The 17,474-nt window shown below is 58.1% G+C and carries 14 protein-coding genes; 10 read left to right on the forward strand and 4 right to left on the reverse strand.

Features of this window, described 5'->3' with window-relative positions; all coding sequences use genetic code 11:
* Window positions 1-239: 239 nt before the first annotated feature.
* The gene (locus VGL38_13115; GenBank protein HEY3296361.1) at window positions 240-1,199 is read left to right on the forward strand and encodes an NmrA/HSCARG family protein; all 960 of its coding nucleotides are present in this window, start codon (window positions 240-242) and stop codon (window positions 1,197-1,199) included.
* A gap of 155 nt (window positions 1,200-1,354) precedes the next feature.
* Here VGL38_13115 and VGL38_13120 read toward each other — a convergent pair whose 3' ends face one another.
* Both VGL38_13120 and VGL38_13125 read right to left on the reverse strand, forming a co-directional pair.
* Entirely contained in the window at window positions 1,355-3,247 is a 1,893-nt protein-coding gene (locus VGL38_13120) for a S8 family serine peptidase (GenBank protein ID HEY3296362.1), read from the reverse strand.
* 1,267 nt (window positions 3,248-4,514) lie between these two features.
* Entirely contained in the window at window positions 4,515-4,751 is a 237-nt protein-coding gene (locus tag VGL38_13125; protein ID HEY3296363.1) for a hypothetical protein, read from the reverse strand.
* A 642-nt stretch (window positions 4,752-5,393) separates the two neighbouring features.
* Between VGL38_13125 and VGL38_13130 the strand changes: the two genes are divergently transcribed.
* Window positions 5,394-6,515 carry a right-handed parallel beta-helix repeat-containing protein gene (locus VGL38_13130; protein ID HEY3296364.1) on the forward strand — a complete coding sequence of 374 codons (1,122 nt, stop codon included), beginning with the start codon at window positions 5,394-5,396 and terminating at the stop codon, window positions 6,513-6,515.
* A 71-nt stretch (window positions 6,516-6,586) separates the two neighbouring features.
* Here VGL38_13130 and VGL38_13135 read toward each other — a convergent pair whose 3' ends face one another.
* Window positions 6,587-8,026 (reverse strand): PQQ-dependent sugar dehydrogenase, encoded by a 1,440-nt coding sequence (locus VGL38_13135; GenBank protein HEY3296365.1) that lies wholly within the window; start codon window positions 8,024-8,026, stop codon window positions 6,587-6,589.
* Window positions 8,027-8,090: 64 nt separating this feature from the next.
* Window positions 8,091-9,602: a PQQ-dependent sugar dehydrogenase gene (locus tag VGL38_13140; protein HEY3296366.1), complete on the reverse strand. Its 1,512-nt coding sequence runs from the start codon at window positions 9,600-9,602 to the stop codon at window positions 8,091-8,093.
* Window positions 9,603-9,738: 136 nt separating this feature from the next.
* Here VGL38_13140 and VGL38_13145 point away from each other — a divergent pair, with 136 nt between their 5' ends.
* The 8 genes from VGL38_13145 (at window position 9,739) to VGL38_13180 (ending at window position 17,474) form a co-directional block, all read left to right on the forward strand.
* On the forward strand, window positions 9,739-10,269 hold the full coding sequence (locus VGL38_13145) for an O-acetyl-ADP-ribose deacetylase (GenBank protein ID HEY3296367.1): 531 nt from the start codon (window positions 9,739-9,741) through the stop codon (window positions 10,267-10,269).
* Window positions 10,253-11,293, forward strand: a complete 1,041-nt coding sequence (locus VGL38_13150; protein ID HEY3296368.1) for a DMT family transporter — start codon at window positions 10,253-10,255, stop codon at window positions 11,291-11,293. The genes VGL38_13145 and VGL38_13150 overlap by 17 nt, the downstream gene beginning before the upstream one ends.
* A 272-nt stretch (window positions 11,294-11,565) precedes the next feature.
* Entirely contained in the window at window positions 11,566-12,729 is a 1,164-nt protein-coding gene (gene pdhA, locus VGL38_13155) for a pyruvate dehydrogenase (acetyl-transferring) E1 component subunit alpha (protein ID HEY3296369.1), read from the forward strand.
* 1 nt (window position 12,730) lies between these two features.
* The gene (locus VGL38_13160) at window positions 12,731-13,708 is read left to right on the forward strand and encodes an alpha-ketoacid dehydrogenase subunit beta (GenBank protein HEY3296370.1); all 978 of its coding nucleotides are present in this window, start codon (window positions 12,731-12,733) and stop codon (window positions 13,706-13,708) included.
* Between the two features lie 12 nt (window positions 13,709-13,720).
* A complete protein-coding gene (locus VGL38_13165; GenBank protein ID HEY3296371.1) occupies window positions 13,721-15,037 on the forward strand; it encodes a dihydrolipoamide acetyltransferase family protein in 1,317 nt (438 codons plus the stop codon).
* Window positions 15,038-15,046: 9 nt separating this feature from the next.
* The gene (gene lpdA / locus VGL38_13170; protein ID HEY3296372.1) at window positions 15,047-16,396 is read left to right on the forward strand and encodes a dihydrolipoyl dehydrogenase; all 1,350 of its coding nucleotides are present in this window, start codon (window positions 15,047-15,049) and stop codon (window positions 16,394-16,396) included.
* Between the two features lie 17 nt (window positions 16,397-16,413).
* A complete protein-coding gene (locus tag VGL38_13175; protein HEY3296373.1) occupies window positions 16,414-17,046 on the forward strand; it encodes a hypothetical protein in 633 nt (210 codons plus the stop codon).
* Window positions 17,043-17,474 (forward strand): hypothetical protein, encoded by a 432-nt coding sequence (locus VGL38_13180; GenBank protein HEY3296374.1) that lies wholly within the window; start codon window positions 17,043-17,045, stop codon window positions 17,472-17,474. The genes VGL38_13175 and VGL38_13180 overlap by 4 nt, the downstream gene beginning before the upstream one ends.

A 17,474-nucleotide genomic window follows, 5' to 3' on the forward strand; every position in this document is an offset into this window, starting at 1 on the left:
CGAACAGGCTCTTTTCCCAAGATCCTTTAAGATAGTAAGGCTCCGCACCGATTGTCAAGAGTTTTCGATAGATTATGCACGGCACTTCATACTTCAATGGACATCAAGGTGTACATAGCGTGCCGCGCCGCGCCGCCTCGAAAGAGAGTCTGCGGAACCGGGAGCGGTGCGTCTGCGTAGAATTGACACATTTGGTGGTTGGTAGGAATCAGTCGGTACGAATTCATGAAAGGAATCTTATGGCCCAGAAGAAGATTATTGCGGTTATCAGAGCCACCGGCGCACAGGGCGGCGGACTGGTGCAAGCGATTCTGAATGACAAGAGCGGAGAGTTTGTGGCGCGGGCAATCACGCGCAATGTGAACTCGGACAAGGCCAAGGCGCTGAAGGCGGCAGGAGTGGACGTGGTGGCGGCCGATCTGGATGATGTGAACAGTCTGACGGCGGCCTTCAAGGGCGCGTATGGCGCGTTTTGCGTGACCAATTTCTGGGAGCATTTCTCCGCCGAGAAGGAGATTGCTCAGGTGAAGAATATGGCCACGGCGGCGAAGGCCGCGAATGTGAAGCACGTTATCTGGTCCACGCTCGAAGACACGCGCAACCTCGTGCCGCTGAGTGACAACCGTATGCCGACGCTGCATGAAAAATACAAGGTGCCGCATTTCGACGGCAAGGGCGAGAGCAATCATTTCTTCACCGACCTCGGCGTGCCGACCACCTTTCTCAACACCTCATTTTACTGGGAGAATTTCATCTACTTCGGCATGGGGCCGGTTCGCGGACAAGACGGCGTGCTGGGCATCACCTTCCCCATGGGCAGCAAACCGCTCCCCGGAATCGGCGCGGAAGACATCGGCAAGAGTGCCTATGGAATTTTCAAGCGCGGCAGCGAGTTCATCGGCAAGACCGTGGGGATTATGGGTCAAGCCCTCACCGGCGCCCAGATGGCCGAAGCCATGAGCAAGGCTCTGGGACAACCCGTGCGCTATAACGATGTCCCGGCGGATGTATTTCGCAGCTTCGGTTTTCCGGGCGCGGACGATCTGGGTAACATGTTTCAGTACAAGCGCGATTTCAACGAGCAATTCGTGGGCGGACGCAGTCTGGCATTGACGCGGACGTTGAATCCCGAGGTGAAGACATTCGACGCGTGGCTGGCCGAGTACGGCCGCATGATTCCGGTACCGGAGATGGCGTGATCGCCTGCTGGATGATTGAAATGCAGCGCGCGAGGCAAGAGCTTCGCGCGTTTGTTTTGTGGTTGAGTCCATCATAAGAAAGAGCGCGACTTGCGCCGCGCTCTTTTGAATTCAGCCAAAGGGCTAAAGCCCCTTGCCCACATGCAGAGTGTACGTTACTTCGCAGCCATGCCGGCCAGAAGTTCGAAAGACTTCTTGGGGTTGATGAGCATGATCTTGCGCTCGCCGGCCTTCTTCTCGTCGCAGCCCTTGATGATCAGGTCTTTGGCTTGCGCGACGGTCAGATCGGACTTCTTGGCAAAGAGCTTCGCCGCGAGGTTCATGACGTTCGGGGAGGACATGGACGTGCCCGAAAGCTTCATCTCATCGCCGCCGGGGACATAGCTCAACACTTCAAAACCGTTGGCGTACACGTCGGTGCGGCCAAAGCTGGTGAAGCTGGTTTCGTCGCCGGCCTGATCCACCGCGCCCACCGTCAGCATGTTGGGCAGCTCGAAGGAGCTGGGATAGAACTCGTCGAACTTGACGTCGTTGTTCTCGTTGCCGGCCGCGGTGACGAACAGAATGTTCGGCGCGTTCTTGATAGCATCGAACAGCGCGACGCGGGTGATCTCGAAGATCTCGCGGGCTTTAGCCTTGCGCTCTTCGGGAGTCTTGCCCCAGTTGTTGGCTTCAAGGGCGCCTTCGACGCTGGCCAATGAATTGCCCCAGCTCATATTGACGACGCGCACGTTGTGCTTCTTGAAATACTCCACCGTAGCCTTCTCGGCCTTGGCTTCCTTCTGGGCCAGTTCCGCCGTCGGCAGTTCGGGCATCATGTGATAATCAAAGGTGATGCGGGCGGCAAGAATCTGCGCCAGCGCGTTGCCGCGGGAGGCGATACCCGCCACGTGGGTGCCGTGGCAGTAGTTGCCGTACTTGCCGATATTTTCGAACACGGGCTTCATCGAATCGGGCGGCATGGACTTCATCAGTTCCTTGACTTCCTTCGCTTCCGGACTGTCAATGTTGGAGCCGATGTCTTCCAGACCCTTCATCCGGCGCTGCAGCGTGGGGCGTTCGGTCTTCACATCGCCCACGGGATAGAGCAGGGAGGTTTCCTTGTCCGAATGCAGACCCCAGGCGATACCGTGCACGTCATCCACGAAGCCGTTCTTGTCGTCGTCCTTTTTGTTGTTCGGGATTTCCTTGGTGTTGGTCCACATCTTGGTCTTGAAGATGTCGGCGTCCACACCGCTGTCCCACACGGCCATGACGACAGGTTTACCGTCTTTTTCGGTCAGCGTCACGTCGCGGTCAGCCCAAATGTCCGGCTTCGGCGCGGCGGCCTTGGCCTTCTCGTCGATGTAAGCGGTATAGACGGCGGCGGCATCATCTTTGAGCGGCAGAATCTGGCGATAGGTAAACGCCGCGCCGATCAGACCGAGGGCCATATCCTTGCTCATCTCGCCCTTGCTCTTGTCGAGGACGGGCTGCACACCGGCTTCCATTCCGCCGATGGTCATGTTCTTGGACATCATCTCATAGCTGCCCTTGGCGGACTTGATATTGTCCTGCACGAGGTCATAGGGCAGGGGATCCAGCAGTTTGCGCAGTTCGGTGCGGAAAGCGGCGGGCATATCGGGATTGCCGCTCTGCTTGGCCTTGACCATCGCCACCGCGACCATGCCCATCGTCAGCTTGATGGGTTCTTTGATCTCCAGTTCCTTGCGCTTGGCGAGGTAATTAAGGTAGACATCATACTTGCCCTGCAGCAATGCCACGGTGCCCAGCGAGGCATAATAGCCCTGGAGCGTGGACTTGTCCTGAATGTCGTACTTGGAAAGATCGTCTTCCAGATCCTTCTTGACTTCACTCGCCAGTTTCATGATGGCCGCGCTGTCATCCAGAAACTGCACGGCTTTCATGCTGATCTTGTACGTATGACGGGGCAGATCATCGGCCTTTTCGACCTTGATCTTATCTCCCGCCAGAACCGGTTGACAAAATGCGGCCAACAGCAACGCGGCCATGGCCAGTGCCGTGCAGGCAAACGCAAAGCGTTTCATACCAGAGACTCCGGAAAAGGGCTTGTTTGGAGAAAAAGGTGATACAATCGTCTCGTGTCGAAGCAAAAATCTTAGAGACTGAAAATAGTGCCGTTACGCTTCTCCGATACGTAAACGGCGAACAAATGCAAAGTATCTTTTCATCATAATGAAAATTATGGAGATTGTCAAGTCATCACGCGCAATGCGACGCACTTGGCGGGCACCGACTAACTCGGAAACCAAAAGAGAAATCCTGCCGTACTAAATAGGGACCGTGGCCGTTCCGGGCATTGCGAACAGCCTGCGGTTCAATGTACTTTTTCAGAAAGAGGGGGATTTATGGACCACAGCTACGGATCAGGAGGACGCGTCATGCCAAAACGTGCGAAGAAGAAGTCGAAAGGCCGTAACACGGGCGGTACCAGTAAGAAGATGCGCAATCGTAAGTTGATAGAGGAGTCGGACGAAACATAAAGGGCTGCTGAGAGCGAGTTTTCAGAACATGGAGCCTGCAGAGTATAAGCAAGATCTTTGAAGCGGGAAGCGAGGGTAGTTCTATGGTTGCCATAAAACAGGGCACTCGAGAATGCCATACTGAGAATCAACCGCAGCGGACATTGCTTCTTTTTGGCCTGTCCCCCGCACATGGACCGTCCAGCGGCGGAGGCCGGGTTCCGTCAGGCGCATTTCTTCACTGTGACCCGGATAGACTTCTTCTGCCGGTCATGACAGAGCATATGATCACGTCGGATGACTTGGCCTCCTTCGAGGTCTCCTCCGCCGCGCGAGACAGTCTTCTGCAGTAACGCGGTCGGATCGGGAGATTGAGTAACGCCTCTCTTATTTTCGAGTTGTGATTCACTTTCCCGTTCTGAACGGATCAACCCCTTCACACGCCCTTCCGATGAGGAGGGGCGTGGCTTTTTTATAAGTCATGCAGACTCGCATTCTTATGTGCCGCGTAGTACGTAAGAACAAAATTTTGCCGTTGGAAACCTGAGCAAAAGGCTATGCGTTTTATAATCGTATACATTAGGTCCTATTGCTTAGATGCAAGTGCGTTGATGTTGGAATAGGTGAGATCAAGCAATGGCTTGAGACTGGGCGCGCTTGTAGTAGAGAGAACGGAAGGAGATGCCATCATGCCGCTTAAACGAGGCAAGGGTAAAGAGACGCAGCAGGAAAACATCCGCGAGTTGGTGCACGACTGGGAGGATACCGGCACAATCGGCACATCCCGTCCGCCGAATAAGAAGAAAGCCGTCAAGCAGGCGGTCGCGATTTCCTACAGTGAAGCGCGGCGTTCCGGCGCGAAGATCCCCAAACGCGGTGCCAGTGCTCCCCGTCTGTCGAAGGGGTCGACCGGCAATGCCACCAGTTCTTCCCGCAATTCGGCGGGCAAGAGTTCTTCAACCAGAAAATCCTCCAGCACAAAGGACAAGCCCGTGAGCCGTGCGGCAGGCCGTTCTGCCGGCAGCCCATCGACCACAACGTCGAGACCCAAATCCAAATCTTCAACCACGCGTGCTCCGCGTAAGACAACGTCTGCGGCGCGCAGTGGCGGCACGAAGAGATCTACCACATCCGGCGGGGCAAAGAAGGGCGGCCCCAAGAAAGGGACCAGCCGCAGCAGCCGGAGTGGGAGTTAAGCTCACACGCAGGCGTGTTTATTCAGGCACGCCCTGCTTTACATAAAACACCGCGCCGTGTCCCACGCTATCGTGGCCGCACGGCACGCAGCGGCGAAGGCCGTTGCGAGGGTCCGGTTCGGGCGATATACACCCGGGCCGAACCCGCCGCACCTTATTATTTACTACTTTAGTTACTATAAAATGCCCGGTGCAGCGAAAGCCGAAATTCGTGAAGAAAACAACTCGATTATTGCCTGTCGTTTTCATCCTCTTTAACCGCCGGCTCAGGAGAAGTCAACAGGGGCGTCGATTTCCCAGATGAGTGTTGCGCACGGGGCCCGGCTCGGGACGCAGTGACGTTCGGACGGGCAGATGCGCCATGACATCGGCTGGCATTATTATCCCTTTGGGGTCTGAATACTCGCGGCACTTGCAATTCTGGACAAAATGACATACCTTTTCAGCCTATGCTGAAAAGGTATGTTTTTTTATCCCTGTTTGTAACAGGACTCGCTCTCAGTGCCCAGGCCGATATGTCTCTGGTCAGCGGCGATTTGCAGCAGGCGATCAACACGGCGGCGGATGGCGACACGCTGATTCTGACGCCGGGCCGCTATGTGGCCGAAGCCCATGCGTACACCGAGACATTGTGCGGCAATTGCCAGGAACAGCAGACCGAGGTGAAGGCCACATACGGTTTTGTGATTGACGCCAAGCGGCTCTATCTGCGCGCTCAGAAAAAATCCAGTCAGGTGATTCTGGACACACGCGCAGGCTACGGTATGCTGGTGCTGAACTCGCAGGGGACGGTGATCGAGAACATGACGATCACCGGCGGCGTGCGCGATGCGGACGGGCGGGCTACGGATGCAGCGGTGGTGGTGAAGGGATCCGCCGTTACCTTGCGCCGCTGTCTGATCGGACCGAATAAAAATTTCAAGGATTCCACGATTATCGGTATCTGTGGCGTGGCGGTGCGGGAAGGCGGCGACGCGCGCATCGAATATTGCATGATCAAAGGCAACTCGTGGGATGGCGTGGCGCTCTATCGCGGCGCAACGGCGCAGATCCACGATTGTGGCATTGATTCGGGGCGGGGAGTCGGCATTGGTGTGACGTGGGATGCCACGGCTATGGTGCTGCGCAACCGGATTTCCCACTACTGGAAGGGCATCGGTTCCTTCGGCACCGCGACCGTGATTGCACGGAACAATACGGTGGTCGATAATCTCGGCTGGGGAATCATCGCCAGCGGAGCGAGCACGATGATTGCCGAGAACAACATCTCGGTCCACAACGGCAACTGCGGCATGGCGGTGTGGAACAAAGGCGCGCGCGGCCGCATGGTCAACAACATCTTAGCCTTCAACGGCTGGCGCAAAGAGTGGGTATGTCCTTGCGTCGGCTTCTGGAATCAGGAGAGCGATACCGCCGGCTGGGTGATCTCCCACAACATCGTCTGGGATAACGGCGCGGGCAATGTGCGCAGTGTGGACTCGGCCATGTTCATAGCGGCGGATCCGCAGTTCGCCGATTCCGTGAAGTACGTCCCCAGGGCGGCGGCAATCAAGGACGGCGATCCGGATCTTTCGAATCCGGATGGCACGCGTTCGGTGATCGGTATTTATGGGGGACCGCAGGCGAAGAAGCCTTGAAGGATGAAGGATGAAGGATGAAGGCAGAGGTGTGCGGGCGAACCCAAGGTTCGCCCGTTTCTTGTATCGCTCTATTTGAGCAGCAGCATTTTTTGGATGGCGGTGAAGCGGACGGCGCGGAGGCGGCAGAGATAGATTCCGGAAGGGAGCTGGCTGCCGTCGAATGTCACCGCGTGATGTCCGGCGGCTTCGGCGCCATGCGCGAGGGTGGCGACGCGCTGCCCGAAGATGTTGTACACTCCGAGGTCTACCGGTCCTGTTGATGCGAGGTCAAAGGAAACTTGCGTAACGGGATTGAAGGGATTCGGATTATTGGCGTAGAGCCGGAAGCCTGTAGGCGGATCGTCCCGCGCCGATCCCGTCGATGTGGCGCGGGGAACAATCTTGAACACGCTCCCTTGATTCAGATCACAGATGTAGAGTTCGCCCTGCGCATCCTCGCCGAAAGAAGAGATCGCCTGAATGGTTTGTCCACCTCCCGGAGCAAGTTCCGCGGTGCGTTCCTGAAAGTCGGACTGCTGACCGTTTTGATAACGGAAGGACCAGATGCGGGCGGAGCAGTAGTCGGCAAAGAAGTAGGTGCCGGCAAGATCGGGGATAGCCGAGCCGCGATAGACATAGCCTCCGGTGATGGAGCAGCCGACATTGTGGCCGTACTCATGGATCGGATGCACCAATCCACCGGGATCGCAGTTCTGCGGCGGATTGTAGCAATGATTGCCTTCCATCAGCCGCCAGCCATAATTTTGCAGGCCGCGCACATTGGCCGGCTGAACATCCACTTCTTCCCAGCGGTCTTGTCCGACGTCGCCGATATACAGATCGTGTGTTTGCCGGTCGAAGCTGAAGCGCCACGGGTTGCGCAATCCCTTGGCCCAGATCTCGGGGCGACCTTCCTGCGAATTGGCGAAGGGGTTATCCGGCGGGATGGCATAGGGCGAGCCTTGATGCACATCTATCCGCAGCAGCTTACCCAGCAGCGTGGTATCGCTCTGTGCACGGTTGCCGGGATCGCCGCCGCTGCCGCCGTCTCCGGTGCCGAAGTAAAAGAAGCCATCGGGACCGAAGGTGATCATGCCACCGTTGTGGTTTTGATAGGGGTGGGGAATGGTCAGCAGAATTTGAGCGCTGGCGGGGTCGGCGTTGTCACTGTTGGTGGCATGATAGCGGGAAATCACAATCCAGCCATCGCCGCCGCGAGTGTAGTAGATGTAGAAAGTTCCGTTGGCGGAAAATTGTGGATCGAAAGCCAGACCCAGCAGTCCCTGCTCCACGTAGCCGGTTTCAACAAGCGAACGGACATCCAGAAAGGTCCCGCTGATCTGGCCGTTCTGCAGGACTTTGATTCGGCCTCCGCGTTCCACGATATAGAGACGTCCCGCATCTCCGGGAGCATACGTGATAAACAGAGGCTGCTGCAGTCCGGTTGCCACGCGAACCGTCGTAATGGCACTGGCAGTGGGTGCCAGAAGCCAAGACGCCAGAATGCCCAGAAGCCAAAGTGAAGGCATAAGACTCATGGCGTGAAACTTGAAAGACCTAACAATCGGGCTTCTCGGATTCATGGCTTCTCCTTCACGGGCAGACGGCGGTAACGAGGTAAAAGTAACGGTCAGAGGCGGCAATGGCACCGGAATCGGCAAAGGATGCAGCAGTCAGACCGGCTGCGATCTGCGCCCAGCCCGGACCGGGGAAGGGTGCGTCGACGGAGGTGGCTCGATAAACCGTGTAGGTCTCGAGTCCGCCGCCGACTGTCCAATTCAGCAGCAGGTCATTTCCCGATGGCTGCGCCGTCAGGTCCTGCACGGTGGCAGCGACACATTCGCATTCATCGGGGATGCCGTTATGATTGGCGTCACGGCTGAACCCTGCGGCAATATCGCAGGCGTCGGCGCGGCCATTGTGGTTGCAGTCGACAGGGTTGTCCGGCAGGATTTTGAAAACCTCACCGCCGTCTAAATCGCAGATGTAAAGTTCTCCGAGGGCGTCTTGCCCAAAAGAAGAGATGCTGGTGATGGACAGGCCGCCACTCGGGGCCAGTTCTGCCGTACGCTCCTGAAAATCGGTGACTGTGCCGTTCACATAGCGAAAACTCCAGATCTGGTTGCTGCAAAAATCCGCAAAGAAATAGGTGCCCTGCAACGCGGAATCGGCGCAGCCACGATACACATAGCCTCCGGTGATGGCGCATTTGCCGCCGCTGTGGTCATAGTTGTAGATAGGCAAGGTCAGCGCGGGATCATTGCAGGTGCAGCCGGAGAGTCCGGTGCAGTGCAACCCCTCCATGCATCTCCAGCCGTAATTTTCCCCGCCCGGGCTGCCGGCCGCCTGCACATCAATCTCTTCCCAGGCTCCCTGTCCGACATCTCCGATGTACAGATCATGGGTGGCCCGGTCGAAGCTCCACCGCCAGGGATTCCGCAACCCCTTGGCCCAGATCTCATGCCGCACGGCCCACGGATTTGTCGGCGGAATGGCATAAGGGAAGGCGCTGTCCACATCGATTCGCAGCAGCTTGCCTAAGAGCGTCGTATCACTTTGGGCACGATTCCCCGGGTCATTGGCATCCCCGCCGTCTCCCATGCCGATGTACAGGTAGCCGTCATTCCCGAAGGCCAGATTCCCGCCATTGTGATTGGCGAATGGCTGAGGTATGGTCAGGATCGTCTGTCCGCTGGCCGCGTCGGCGCTGTCCGGGTCGCTGGACACATGAAACCGCGCAATGACCGTTGCGCCGTCGCTGCTTCGGGTATAGTTGACGAAGAAGTAGCCGTTTGTAGCATAATTCGGATGAAAGGCCAGCCCGAGGAGGCCCTGCTCGCTGCCTGTGGCAAGGTTGGGCACGCTAAGAAATGGCCGGGACAGGACCGAACTGTTGCGCTCGATCCGAATTGCGCCCGTGCTGCCACTCCTCTGTTCGACGATGAATATCCTCGCGGTATCGCCCAACGGGGCCGTTACCAGGACGGGCCGCGACAGCCCGGAGGCGACGCGAATGGTGTGAGAAGCTTGGGCGGGAGTGATCTTCAATAGACAAATGACTAAGTAAGCACAGGTTAAAAGTTGTCCCAAATAAGGTCGTTGCATACGGTGCTCCTTTCGCTTGTTTAACCATCGGGAGAATTACCGGCCCCAAGTGCGCACTTGATCCGCAAGCTATAGATTCTATATTGAAGGAACGTGAGTCGACGAGCGGATGTTTCTTGCTGGAGGTCCTGATCCTATGAATGAGCGCATCGAAGTTATTCAGGGAGACATTACCCGTCAGACGGTGGATGCCATTGTCAATGCCGCAAACAGTACCCTGCTGGGTGGGGGTGGAGTGGATGGGGCGATTCACCGCGCCGCCGGACCGGAACTGCTCGAAGAGTGCATCACCCTCGGCGGCTGCGACACCGGCGATGCCCGCATTACCAAGGGCTACAGGTTGCCGGCGCGGTTTGTGATCCACACGGTGGGACCGGTCTGGAAGGGCGGCGAGTATGAGGAGGATGACCTGCTGGCCAAGTGTTACCGAAGCTCACTGAAGCTGGCCCTCGAGCACGGCGTAAAGAGCATCGCCTTTCCCGCCATCAGCACCGGAGCCTACCATTTCCCGCTGGAGCGGGCCACGCAGGTCGCCGTGCGTGAAGTCCATGAGTTCTTGAGCAAGAACTCGACTTTGGAGAAGGTGGTTTTTGTGTGCTTCGACTCCCAAGCCTTTGAAGCCTATCAGGAAGCCTTACGGGAGACCGGTATTGTCTCCCATTCGTAGCGGAGTTCTGCTGGCACTTCTGGCCGCCGTCAGCTTTGGCGCGACAGCGCCGCTGATACAAAAGTTCGGACAGGGCACCGGTCCTTTCGCCACAGCGGCGTTGCTGTATGCGGGTGCGGCTCTGGCGGCGCTGACCTTCCGCCGGGGCATCTCCGAGGAGGCCCCACTGAGCCGGCGGCATATTCCCCGTCTGCTGGCTGTGGCCTTTTGCGGTGCCTTTCTGGCGCCGGTGTTTCTGGCCTGGGGACTGCAACGCAGCAGTGGCACCGCAGCCTCGCTCATGCTCAATCTCGAAGCCGTGTTTACCTTCAGCCTTGGGTTGATTGTCTACCGGGAATATGTGGGGACCAAGGTCTGGCTCGCGGCTAGTCTTATCACCGCCGGTGCGGCTTTGCTGGCTTGGGGAACATCTGCGGCGGGACCTGCGTCCATGCTTGGTCTGGGAGCGGTGGCTCTGGCAACGGCTTTCTGGGCCTTGGACAATACACTTTCGCGGCCCCTTTCCGACTTGAATCCTGCGGCGGTCGTCAGTGGCAAGGGGCTAATCGGCGCGGCGCTCTCTGTGGTCCTGGTGCTGGTCTTCGGAGAAGTCCTCCCGCTGCCCGGTGCCGCTCTTGGCCTGCTGCTTTGTGGAGCCACGGGATACGGGCTAAGCCTGCGGTTCTATCTGCTGGCACAGAGACGGCTCGGCGCGGCCCGCACCGGGTCGGTGTTTGCCGCCGCTCCCTTTGTGGGGGCCTTAATTGCCTTGGGCCTTGGGCAGACGCTGGGTGGGATTGCTGTGCTGGCCGCCGCAGGGCTGATGCTCTGCGGATTGTACCTGCATTTGACCGAGCAGCATGAGCACCGGCACAGACATGCGGCCTTGGAGCATGTCCACGCGCACCATCATGATGACTCTCATCACGAGCACCGTCACAACGCGCCGGTGGTGGGCACACACAGCCATGCCCATCGGCATGATCCAATGGAGCACAGTCACTCTCACGCATCCGATAGCCATCACCGCCACAGTCACGGATAAAACACAGAGAGGCATGGGGCATAGAGATCTCAATTCGGTCAAAAATTATAAGCCGTTGACTATATTTGCTTTGGGAAAACGGTTCGATTTATCGTAAGTTTTTAACAAAAGTGAAATTAGTCGTTTTTGCCGTGTCGTTCTCTACCAAATCTGCCAATTCTTCATTATTTTCTGGAGAATCGTCCCCACTTAGGCGTATTATGGTGTGAGGGGCCGTCCAAACAGCGGCTCCGATCGTGTATGTCATCAGGCTGTAATTACAAGGTAACAACATGAGTCTTCCGACAGAGCAGGAGACGGGGCGGGCAACCGCAAACCGCAGAGTCCGCACACAGGAAGCCGAACCTTCGCTGTTCGAGGCCTTCGATCCGCTCAAAGGTGAGCGGCTGGAGATTATGAACCCGAACGGTGAGATTGCCAATCCGCGCTGGATGCCCCGGCTCTCCGAGCAGAAGCTGGTGGAGATCTACCGGATGATGCTCCTCGCGCGCATCGCCGACACCAAGGCCGTCTCCTATCAGCGGCAGGGCCGGCTGTTTACACTGCCTCCCAGTATGGGACAGGAAGCGGCGGCGGTGGGCAGCGCTTCGGTGCTGGAAGTCAAGGACTGGATTGCCCCGGCTTACCGGGAACTGGGCGCGCTGCTTACGCACGGCGTTCCGTTGTGGAAAATATATCTGTATCACAGTGGCAGTGAATTCGGCGCGGTCTATCCCGAGAACGTGCGCGTGCTGCCGCAGTCCGTGCCCATCTCTTCGCAGTTGCTGCATGCGGCGGGCATCGGCCATGCGATCAACTACAAAGGTTTGAAGGAAGTTGTGATCACCTACTTCGGCGACGGCGGCACGTCCGAAGGCGATTTCCATGAAGCGCTGAACTGGGCGGCGGTCTTCAGTTGCCCGGTGATTTTCTTTTGCAACAATAATCAATACGCCATTTCCCATCCGCGCACGCATCAGACCAAATCGGCCACACTGGCGCAGAAGGCGATTGCTTACGGGATGCCGGGAATTCAGGTCGATGGCAATGATATCTTTGCCGTGTATCGCGCGACCAAAGATGCCGCGGATTATGCCCGGGCGGGAAACGGCCCGGTGATGATTGAAGCGGAAACCTACCGCCTCGGCGCGCACACCACGTCCGATGATCCGACGCGTTACCGCCAGCCCGACGAGGAAAAACTCTGGCATGAACGCGATCCGCTGCTCCGCATGCGCCGCTATCTGGAAGCCCAGAAGCTGTGGAGCGAGCCGCAGGAACAGCAGGCCGCGGAAGAAGCCACCAAGATTGCGGATGAAGCCTTTAAGCAGGCGTCGGCTGTCCCAATGAACACACCTGAGGAAGTGATGAGCCATCTGTTTGAGACGCCTCCCGAAGAGTTGAAGAAGCAGCTTGCTTCCCTGAAAAGCTTCCTGAGCTGGAAGGAGGGCCGCTGACATGGCCGTTATGACGATGGTGCAGGCGATTACCTCCGCGCTGGATGCCAAGCTCGCCGATGACGAGAATGTGCTCTGCTTCGGGGAAGACGTTGGCGTAGAGGGCGGCGTCTTCCGTGCGACGGAAGGTTTGCAGAAAAAATACGGTGTGAAGCGTGTGTTTGATACGCCGCTGGCGGAATCTTCGATTGTCGGCGCGGCGATTGGTATGGCCATCGCGGGATTAAGGCCGGTAGCGGAAATTCAGTTCGACGGCTTTGTGCATCCCGCGACCAACCAGATCGTGTCGCATCTGGCGCGCTACCGTTACCGGACACGCGGCAAGCGACCCATGCCGGTCGTTGTGCGCTTTCCCAACGGCGGCGGTGTGCGCGCGCTGGAACTGCACAGTGATAGCAACGAAGCCATCTATGCCCATTTCCCCGGACTGAAAGTGGTGATGCCGTCCACGCCGTACGACGCTAAGGGGCTGCTGATCAGTGCGATTGAGGACAATGATCCGGTGATCTTCATGGAGCCCAAGCGGGTGTATCGCGCCATCAAGCAGGAGGTGCCGGAAGGCATTTACCGCATTCCCATCGGCAAGGCGCGTGTACTGGCTGAAGGCAGCGACCTCACCGTGGTGGCGTACGGCGCGATGGTGCGCGTGGTGCAGCAGGCGATGATCGAGGCCAAAAAGGAAGGCATCTCGGTTGAACTGATTGACTTGCGCACGATCTATCCGATGGACACGGCAACGATTGTCGAGTCCGTGAAGAAGACCGGGCGCATTCTGGTGGTGCATGAGGCTCCCGAGAGCTTCGGTGTGGCGGCGGAAATTATCGCTCGCGTCAACGAGCAGGCCTTCTATTATCTGGAAGCGCCGCCTGCCCGTTTGACCGGCACCGATACGATTCCTCCGCTGCCGAAGAGCGAGGATCTCTATTTCTTCCCGCCCGAGCGCGTCCTTTACGAGATCAAGAAAACCCTCGAAAGCTGAAGGTGCAAGCACATGGCATTTGTCTTTAAGTTTCCGGATATCGGCGAGGGCATCCACGAGGGCAAAATTCTCGAGTGGCGCGTCGCGCGCGGCCAGATGATTAATGAAGGCGATCCGCTCGTTAAGGTGGAAACGGATAAAGTGGTGGCGGATATTCCTTCTCCTCGCACTGGGATGATCAAGACCCTGTTCGGCAAAGTCGGACAGGTGATCAACGTCGGCGACGTGCTGGCGGAACTGGATGCGCAGGGCGAAGAAGCCAGCGCCGAAGAAGTTGCCGCGGCTCCCACCAAGAAAGAAGAATTGAAGGAAGCCGGCTACGGTGTGGTGGGCGAAATCGAAGTCGCCAAGACCGACGCCTTTTTGCCTGCAACCGGTGAGGGCTTCGAAGAAAACGGCGGTGGCACCACGACGGTAGAACGCAGGCATGTGCTGGCGTCACCTGTCGCCCGGCGCATGGCGAAGGATCTGGGCGTGGACCTGCGCGCGGTGCAGGGTTCGGGTCCCGCTGGCCGCGTAATGAAAGAAGATATTGAACGCGCGTCACAGCGGCGAACGCCAGCATCTGCGCCGTCCGCACCCGCACCGCGACCGGCGGCACCCGCACCGGCGCCGCGTCCCGAGTATGCCGAGCGTGAAGAGTTCGAAGATCTCACGCAGATCCGCAAGACCATAGCCGCGCGGATGGCGCAATCCAAGTATACGGCACCGCATTTCACGGCCTTCGATGATGTAGAAGTATCGAGACTGGTCGAGATCCGCCGAGAACAGAAGGACGTGCTGGCCCAGCAGGGGATTACGCTATCGTATCTGCCGTTTATTGTACGCGCCGCCGCCGTGGCGCTGCGGGAACACCGCAAGTTGAATTGCCGACTCGATCTGGACAACAACCGTGTGGTCTACCACAACTATGTCAACATCGGCATGGCGGTAGATACTCCCGACGGGCTGATTGTGCCTGTCATCAAGGATGCGGACAAGAAGAGCATTCTCGAACTGGCGATGATCATTCAGGATCTGGGCACTCGCGCACGCGAGCGCAAGTTGGCGCTGAGCGAGATCCGGGAAGGCACGTTTTCGATTACCAACTTCGGTTCACTGGCCGGGCGCTATGGAACGCCGATCATCAACTATCCGGAAGTGGCGATTCTCGGCATTGGCCGCATTCAGGAACAGCCGGTGGTCCGAAACGGTCAGATCGTTCCCGGCCAGATGCTGCCGCTATCGCTGAGCGCCGATCATCGCATTGTGGATGGCGGCGACGTCGCCCGTTTCCTCAAGGATCTGATGGCCTTTCTGTCCGATCCGGTCAACCTGCTGCTGAGATAAGGAGCATCTATGAAAACCTTCGATGTGGTGATCATCGGCGGCGGCCCCGCGGGATACGTGGCGGCCATTCGCTCCGCGCAGCTTGAAATGACCACGGCGATTATCGAAAAGTCGCGCCTCGGCGGCATGTGTTTGAACTGGGGCTGCGTCCCTTCGCGCCGCTTGATGGAGAGTGCGCGGCTGTACCGGCGCTTCCTGAGCGCCGGTTCCTTCGGAATCGAAGGCGCGGATCCCGATCACATCCATTTCAACTGGCAGAAGTCCCTTCAGGAGAAAGACAAGATCGTCACGCGCCTCGTCAAAGGCGTCGAGTTTCTGATGAAGAAGAATCGCGTGGAGGTCATCAGTGGCGAAGGGCGGCTCCTGAGCAATGCGCGCGTGGAAGTGAACGGCGAAGCCATTGGCGCGGGCAAGATCATCATTGCCACCGGTTCGCGGCCTAATCGCGCGCCGCTGGCACAGTTGCCCGACGCTCTGGTGATGGAAATTGACCAGCTTTACTCCAGTCCGACTCTGCCGGATAACATTGTGGTCGTCGGTGGCGACGTGGTGGCCTGCGAAACCGCGTCCCTGCTCAGTCTGCTCGGCAAGAAGGTAACGATGGTGGCCTCGCAGGAGCGGCTGGTGCCGTGGATGGACGACGCGATCATCAAGTTTGTCACCGACCGTTTCAAAAAAGACGGCATTCGGGTGCTGATGGGCTCTCCCGTGCCCGTGGCGGCCAAGGGCGGGATCAAAGTCGGAAGCGAAACGATTGCCTGCGACCTGGTGCTGAACGCGTCGCGGCGCACGGCAATTCTGCCGGATTTCGGCGACGTGCCGGTGGATCTGGAAAACGGCTTCATCCGCGTGAATGAATTCATGCAAACCAGTGTGCCGTCCGTCTATGCTGCGGGTGACGTGACGGGGCAGATTTTCGCTCACATCGCGTCGGCACAGGGCGCGTGCGCGATCAATCACATGGCCGGATTGCGCGAGCCTGTGGACTACCGCACCATGCCGACAACCATTTATATGGAGCCGGAAGTGGGGTCGGTGGGCCTGTCCGAAGTGCAGATCACCGATGCAGGCACCGAGTATGTCAAGGGCGAGTTTCCCATGTCGGTGAACAGCCGTGCGATGGTGGAAGGCACCCCGGAAGGCTTTGTGAAAATGCTGGCCGATCAGAAGTACGGTGAACTGCTGGGCGTGCATATTGTGGCCGAACATGCGGGCGACCTGATTGCCGAGGCGGCCATGTGTATTAAGACAGAAGGCACGCTGGATGATCTGTCGCGCGTGGTGCATGCTCATCCGACGGTGAGCGAGACGTTGCTGGAAGCAAGTTTCAAAGCGATGGGCAAGCCCCTGCATGTGTGATGCGCGAGAGTGATGCTGTGAATCTGCTGCCTTACGATTTGCCCGATGCCGGTTTGCTCTACCCATCCAACGGGGATGCAGGCCGCGCCTGTGTGTTTGTCCCCGAGCGGGTGCTGGTGGTAATCGGCAAGGGTTCCGACCCCGAACTCGAAGTGCACGCCGACACCGTTCTGCGGGACGAGGTGCCTGTGCTGCGGCGTGGCACCGGGGGCTGTGCGGTGGTACTGGCGCCGACGATGCTGGTGGTGGCCTTTGCGCTTTATGAAACGGAGCAGGGCAAGTCCTCCGACTACTTCCGCGCTTTCAATGATATGATTATCCGCAGTCTGGAGGAATTGGGAATCTCCGACATCGTGCAGGCGGGCATTTCCGATATCGCTCGCCACGGACGCAAGATCGCGGGCAGCGCCCTCTACCGCAATAAGACGACGATCTTCTATCATGCGGTGATCAATCTCTCCAGCGGAACAAGTCTGATGGAACGCTACCTGAAGCATCCGCCGCGCACTCCCGACTACCGCGAGAACCGTTCGCATGAAGATTTTGTGACCTCGCTGGCGGCGGAAGGATTCGTGATCGACACCGAACTGTTCAGGGAGAAGGTGGAAGTGGAATTCCGCACCTATCTTCAGAAAGCACACGCCGCGTGAAACCCGGACTGACCAAAGGCCTGAAGCACACGTACGACGTCACGGTCACGCCGGAGATGGTGGTGAATTTCGCCGGGCACGCGCTGCATCCCTTTTATCCGACGTATTGGGCGTGCCATCATGCCGAGTATACCTGCCGGCTGCTGTTGGAGCCGTTTCTGGAAAGCGATGAGGACGGCATCGGCTCGGGTCTGTTCATCCGCCATCACTCGCCGACGCTGGTGGGGCAGACGATCCACATTGTCGCCACCGTGACTCATGTGCGCGGAGGCAATCATCTGGTCTGTCATTTCGAAATGACCGAGCGTGGCCGCCGCGTGGCGCACGGACATGTGCATCAGGTGATTCTGCCCCGGGAGCGTATCGAGCAGATGCGTGCGGACCTCGAGCGGGAGCAGCGCCTGCAAACCGCCGACACCAACTTGTGA

It is taken from the genome of bacterium, assembly GCA_036504735.1.
Taxonomy (GTDB): domain Bacteria; phylum Electryoneota; class RPQS01; order RPQS01; family RPQS01; genus DASXUQ01.

Bases quoted from the DNA above. Each gene is read 5' to 3' on its own strand.
- VGL38_13130 (HEY3296364.1), top strand. From the start codon at position 5,394: ATGTCTCTGGTCAGCGGCGATTTGCAGCAGGCGATCAACACGGCGGCG.
- pdhA (HEY3296369.1), top strand. From the start codon at position 11,566: ATGAGTCTTCCGACAGAGCAGGAGACGGGGCGGGCAACCGCAAACCGC.
- VGL38_13120 (HEY3296362.1), bottom strand. From the start codon at position 3,247: ATGAAACGCTTTGCGTTTGCCTGCACGGCACTGGCCATGGCCGCGTTG.
- VGL38_13160 (HEY3296370.1), top strand. From the start codon at position 12,731: ATGGCCGTTATGACGATGGTGCAGGCGATTACCTCCGCGCTGGATGCC.
- VGL38_13115 (HEY3296361.1), top strand. From the start codon at position 240: ATGGCCCAGAAGAAGATTATTGCGGTTATCAGAGCCACCGGCGCACAG.
- VGL38_13165 (HEY3296371.1), top strand. From the start codon at position 13,721: ATGGCATTTGTCTTTAAGTTTCCGGATATCGGCGAGGGCATCCACGAG.
- VGL38_13145 (HEY3296367.1), top strand. From the start codon at position 9,739: ATGAATGAGCGCATCGAAGTTATTCAGGGAGACATTACCCGTCAGACG.
- VGL38_13140 (HEY3296366.1), bottom strand. From the start codon at position 9,602: ATGCAACGACCTTATTTGGGACAACTTTTAACCTGTGCTTACTTAGTC.
- lpdA (HEY3296372.1), top strand. From the start codon at position 15,047: ATGAAAACCTTCGATGTGGTGATCATCGGCGGCGGCCCCGCGGGATAC.
- VGL38_13135 (HEY3296365.1), bottom strand. From the start codon at position 8,026: ATGCCTTCACTTTGGCTTCTGGGCATTCTGGCGTCTTGGCTTCTGGCA.